The sequence below is a fragment of the Azohydromonas sp. genome, from assembly GCF_035325925.1.
Classification (GTDB): Bacteria; Pseudomonadota; Gammaproteobacteria; order Burkholderiales; family Burkholderiaceae_C; genus Calidifontimicrobium.
Genome location: NZ_DAOKZA010000102.1, coordinates 1 through 4,551, shown reverse-complemented (window position 1 = coordinate 4,551; position 4,551 = coordinate 1). Strand labels below are relative to the sequence as shown.

Genomic DNA, 4,551 nt, shown 5'->3' with positions numbered 1-4,551 from the left:
ACGAGTCCGAGGAGGACCTGCTCGACCGCGCGTGGGGGCTCGAGCCGACCTCGCGGCTGAGCTGCCAGGCGATCCTGTCGGACCAGGACGTCACGATCGAGATCCCGAAGTACTCGATCAACCACGCCAGGGAAAAGCACGGCTGAGGCGCCGGGTGCCCTCGGGCGGTGCACGCTGCACCACGACCGGGCCAGGGTGGAGGAAAAAAGAGCGCCTGCGGACCGCGGCCCGCAGGCGCAACGAGGGCCTTCGCCCTGCCGAGGAGATGGGCAGGCACCGCGTGGCGGTGCCGACGGTCATCCAGCAATCGGCGTGCCAGGCGGCGGCGTGCGCTGCCGTCACCAGGCGATGTACGCGTAGCCCTGTTCCTGCAGTTCCATCAGCGACGCGGCGCCGACCTGCTCGACCTTGGCGACCTCGACGATGTCCTTCGCGGTCCAGCCCAGCGTCTGCATCGTGTTGCCGCAGGCGACGTAGCTGACGCCGTAGTCGCGCGCCTGGCTGACCACGCGCTGGCGCAGCGCCGGCGGCACCGGGCGCTTCGGTTGCTTGGCCAGCAGGTGGATGCCGGGGCCGAACACGACCACCGCGATCGCGACGTTGTCCTGGTACTTGCCGATCATCGCGCCGACCGAGTTCAGGATCGCCTCGATGTACTCGGGCTCGGCGCGGTTGAGCTGGTAGACGAGCTTGTGCTGCGGCGGGTCGCCGGGGAAACGCTCGTTCGCGGGCCTGCCGGGCGGTGCGTCGGCGGCACGCGCGCGGCCGAAGCCCGCCGCGGCGGCGGCGAGCGGCAGGGCGGTCATCCAGCGGCGGCGCAGTGTCATCATCGTCTCCTCGCGCAGGGTCGCGATTGTCCATCGGGGACCGCGAGGCGTCGCTGGCTACACTGCCGGCCGATGAACGTGCTCGGGATCGAGTCGTCGTGCGACGAGACCGGTGTCGCGCTGGTGCGCCGCGGCACCGGCGCGCCGCGGCTGCTCGCGCAGGCCCTGCACAGTCAGGTCGAGATGCACCAGGCCTACGGTGGCGTGGTGCCCGAACTCGCTTCGCGCGACCACGTGCGCCGGCTGGTGCCGCTGGTGCGCCAGGTCGTCGGCGACGCCGGGCTGGCGCTGGCCGACGTCGACGTCGTCGCCTACACGCGTGGCCCCGGGCTGGCCGGGGCGCTGCTGGTCGGCGCCGGGCTGGCCTGCGCCCTCGGCGCGGCGCTGGACCGCCCGGTGCTGGGCGTGCATCACCTCGAGGGGCACCTGCTGTCGCCGTTCCTGTCGGCCGACCCGCCGGCGTTCCCGTTCGTCGCACTGCTCGTCTCGGGCGGACACACGCAGTTGATGGCGGTGCACGGCGTCGGGCGCTACGCGCTGCTCGGCGAGTCGATCGACGACGCCGCCGGCGAGGCCTTCGACAAGAGCGCGAAGCTGCTCGGTCTAGGCTACCCGGGCGGGCCGGCGCTGGCGCGGCTGGCCGAGTTCGGCGACCCGACGGCGTTCGAACTGCCGCGCCCGCTGCTGCACAGCGGCGACCTCGACTTCTCGTTCGCCGGGTTGAAGACCGCGGTGCTCACGCAGGTCAGGCGGCTGGGCAACGTGTGCGAGCAGCACCGCGCCGACCTTGCCGCGTCGACGCAGGCGGCGATCGTCGAGGTGCTGGTGCGCAAGTCGCTGCGCGCGCTCGAATGCACCGGCCTCGGGCGGCTGGTGGTTGCCGGCGGCGTCGGCGCCAACCGCGAGTTGCGCCGCCAGCTCGACACGGCCTGCGCGCGCCGCGGCGTGCGCGTGCATTACCCCGAGCCGGCGCTGTGCACCGACAACGGCGCGATGATCGCGCTCGCCGCGGCGATGCGGCTCGACGCCGGCGTCGCCGAACTCCGACGCGACCACGCGTTCGACGTGCGGCCGCGCTGGCCGCTGGCCGAGCTGGCGGGTGATGCGCCGGCGGCACTCGCCGCCGCGCCGCGCAACCGCCCCGCGACGCCGGGGACGGTCAGCCCACCGTGATGCGTTTGGTCTGCGCCGGCTGCTTCTTGGCCAGCGTCAGCGTCAGCACGCCGTTGTCGAGCTTGGCCGCCGAGGCGCCCTCGTCGACCTCCTGTGGCAGCGTGAAGCTGCGTGCGTAGCTCGACACCGAGCGCTCGCGGTAGACGACGCGCTCGCCTTCCTTCTTCTCCTCTTCCTTCTTGGTCTCGGCCTGCACCGTGACCAGCCGCCCGTCGATGCTGACCTTGACGTCCGACTTGTCGACCCCGGGCAGGTCGAGCTTGACCGTGTAGGTCTTGTCGGACTCACTGACGTCCAGCGCCGGCGTTCGCGCGCCGCCTTCGCCGCGCGGGGCGAGGCCGAAGAAGCGCTCGAAGCTCTCGTCGAACAGGCGCTCGAACGAGCGGGCCAGGTCGTTGCTGCCGCGGGTCGTGCTCAGCGGGAACATGGGGTCCTCCTACAATCATCGACTACCCGAAAGAACCGATCGACATCGCGCTCGCGCCGGGGCGGCGTCGCCCGACATCGCGAGTGAATATGGCCAGCAGCGATGTCGATTGCAAGACGCTCCCATTGAGATGAGTCAAGGATTCGTCCGCGCCTGGCTGGTCGCGGTGACGCTGTGGTCGGCCGCCGGCGCGCCGGCGCAGCCGGCAGCCCCGGCCGGCGCCCCGATCCCGCTGGCGCTGGTCGAGGCGCTGTCCGGGCCGTTCGGCAACGCCGGCGAGGCGGTGTGGCGCAACTTGCAGTGGGCGGTCGAGCGCGTCAACGCGCGCGGCGGCGTCGCGCTGCCCGGCGGCCGGCGGCCGCTCGCGCTTCGGCGCTTCGACAGCAAGGGACAGGCCGAGGAGGCGATCGCCTTGCTGCGCGGCGCGCTCGACCAGGGGGTGGGTTTCGTGCTGCAGGGCAACAGCTCGGCGGTGGCGGCGGCGCTGATCGACGCGATCGACAAGCACAACCGGCGCGAGCCGGCGCGGCGCGCGCTGCTGTTGAACTACTCGGCGGTCGACCCGGTGTTGACCAACGAGCGCTGCAGCCCTTGGCACTTCCGCTTCGATGCCCACGCCGACATGCGGCTGGCCGCGCTGGTCGACGTGCTGCGGGACGACCCCGAGCTGCGCCGCGTGTACCTGCTCAACCAAGACTACAGTTTCGGCCAGCACGTGGCGCGCCGGGCGCGCGAGATGATCGCCGCCGCGCGGCCCGACATCGAGATCGTCGGCGACGAGTTGCACCCGATGGGGCGGGTCAAGGACTTCCTGCCGTACGCGACGAAGGTCCACGCCAGCGGCGCGCAGGCGGTGGTCACCGGCAACTGGGGCCAGGACCTGACGCAACTGGTGCGCGCGGCGCGTGACCTCGGGTTGCCGCTGCACTTCTACACCTTCTACGGCAACGCGCTGGGCGTGCCGGCGGCGCTCGGCGACGCCGGCGTCGGGCGCGTGCTCGCGGTCGCGGAGTGGCACCCGAACCTCGGCGACGCGGCGTCCGAGGCGTTCTACGCCGCGTTCCGGCGCCGTTTCCCCGACCCGCGCGACGACTACGTGCACGCGCGCATGCAACTGCTGGTCGAGATGCTGGTCACCGCGATCGAGCGCGCCGGCAGCGTCGAGGCGCTCGACGTCGCGCGCGCGCTGTCGGGCCGGTCGCACGACGGTGCGGCGTTCGGCGGCTGGCACGGCGGCACGATGCGCGCCGACGACCACCAGCTGCAGCAGCCGCTGGTCGTCAGCGTGATGGACCGCGCCGGCCGGCCGGGCGTGCGCAACGACGTCGAGGGCTCGGGTTACGGCTTTCGCACGCTGCGCCGCTTCACGGCCGCGCAGGTCGCGCAGCCGCACGCCTGCCGCATGGCGTGGCCGGCGGCGACATCGCCATGAAGGCCGCCGACACGCTGTCGTCACGCGTCGCCGGCCTGCCCGGCTCGAAGATCCGCGAGGTCGCCGACGCCGGGCTGGGCCGCGCCGACGTGCTGGCGTTCTGGTTCGGCGAGAGCGACGAACCGACGCCGGCGCCGGTGCGCGACGCGGCGGCGCGGTCGCTGGCCGCCGGCGAGACCTTCTATGCGCACAACCTTGGGCTGCCGGCGCTGCGCGAGGCGATCGCGGCATACCTGTCGGCGCTGCACCGGCCGCTGGGCGCCGAGCGCGTCGCCGTCACCAGTTCGGGCGTGACGGCGCTGATGGTCGCGATGCAACTGCTGGTCGATGCCGGGGACGAGATCGCCGCGGTGGTGCCGGTGTGGCCGAACCTGACTGCGCAGCCACGGATCCTCGGCGCGCGGGTGCGGCGCGTCGCGCTGCGCCCGCACGACGGCGCATGGGCGCTCGACATCGACGAACTGCTCGCAGCGGTGACGCCGCGCACGCGCGTGCTGCTGGTCAACGCGCCGAACAACCCGACCGGCTGGACGCTGTCGGTCGACGCGCAGCGCGCGCTGCTCGCACATTGCCGGCGCACCGGCACCTGGATCGTCGCCGACGAGGTGTACGAACGCCTGTGGTTCGGCGCCGGGCCCGCGGCGCCGAGTTTCCTCGACCAAGCCGACCCCGACGACCGGCTGCTGGTCGCG

5 protein-coding genes and 1 pseudogene are annotated in these 4,551 nt (G+C 72.9%); 4 read left to right on the top strand and 2 right to left on the bottom strand.

Features of this window, described 5'->3' with window-relative positions; genetic code table 11:
- Positions 1 to 146, top strand: a pseudogene (locus PKC53_RS18745) (2Fe-2S ferredoxin); the annotation flags it as partial.
- Positions 147 to 338: 192 nt separating this feature from the next.
- Here PKC53_RS18745 and PKC53_RS18740 read toward each other — a convergent pair.
- Positions 339 to 827, bottom strand: a complete 489-nt coding sequence (locus tag PKC53_RS18740; protein WP_324431406.1) for a DsrE family protein — start codon at positions 825 to 827, stop codon at positions 339 to 341.
- A gap of 72 nt (positions 828 to 899) precedes the next feature.
- Between PKC53_RS18740 and tsaD the strand changes: the two genes are divergently transcribed.
- Positions 900 to 2,000 carry a tRNA (adenosine(37)-N6)-threonylcarbamoyltransferase complex transferase subunit TsaD gene (tsaD, locus tag PKC53_RS18735; RefSeq protein WP_324431405.1) on the top strand — a complete coding sequence of 367 codons (1,101 nt, stop codon included), beginning with the start codon at positions 900 to 902 and terminating at the stop codon, positions 1,998 to 2,000.
- On the opposite strand, the gene PKC53_RS18730 is transcribed toward tsaD, so the two are convergent.
- Entirely contained in the window at positions 1,987 to 2,427 is a 441-nt protein-coding gene (locus tag PKC53_RS18730; protein ID WP_324431403.1) for an Hsp20/alpha crystallin family protein, read from the bottom strand. The genes tsaD and PKC53_RS18730 overlap by 14 nt on opposite strands.
- Positions 2,428 to 2,557: 130 nt before the next feature.
- Here PKC53_RS18730 and PKC53_RS18725 point away from each other — a divergent pair, with 130 nt between their 5' ends.
- Positions 2,558 to 3,859, top strand: a complete 1,302-nt coding sequence (locus tag PKC53_RS18725; protein WP_324431401.1) for a branched-chain amino acid ABC transporter substrate-binding protein — start codon at positions 2,558 to 2,560, stop codon at positions 3,857 to 3,859.
- The coding region (locus tag PKC53_RS18720) for an aminotransferase class I/II-fold pyridoxal phosphate-dependent enzyme (protein WP_324431399.1) at positions 3,856 to 4,551 on the top strand (696 nt) is incomplete at its 3' end. The genes PKC53_RS18725 and PKC53_RS18720, both read left to right, overlap by 4 nt.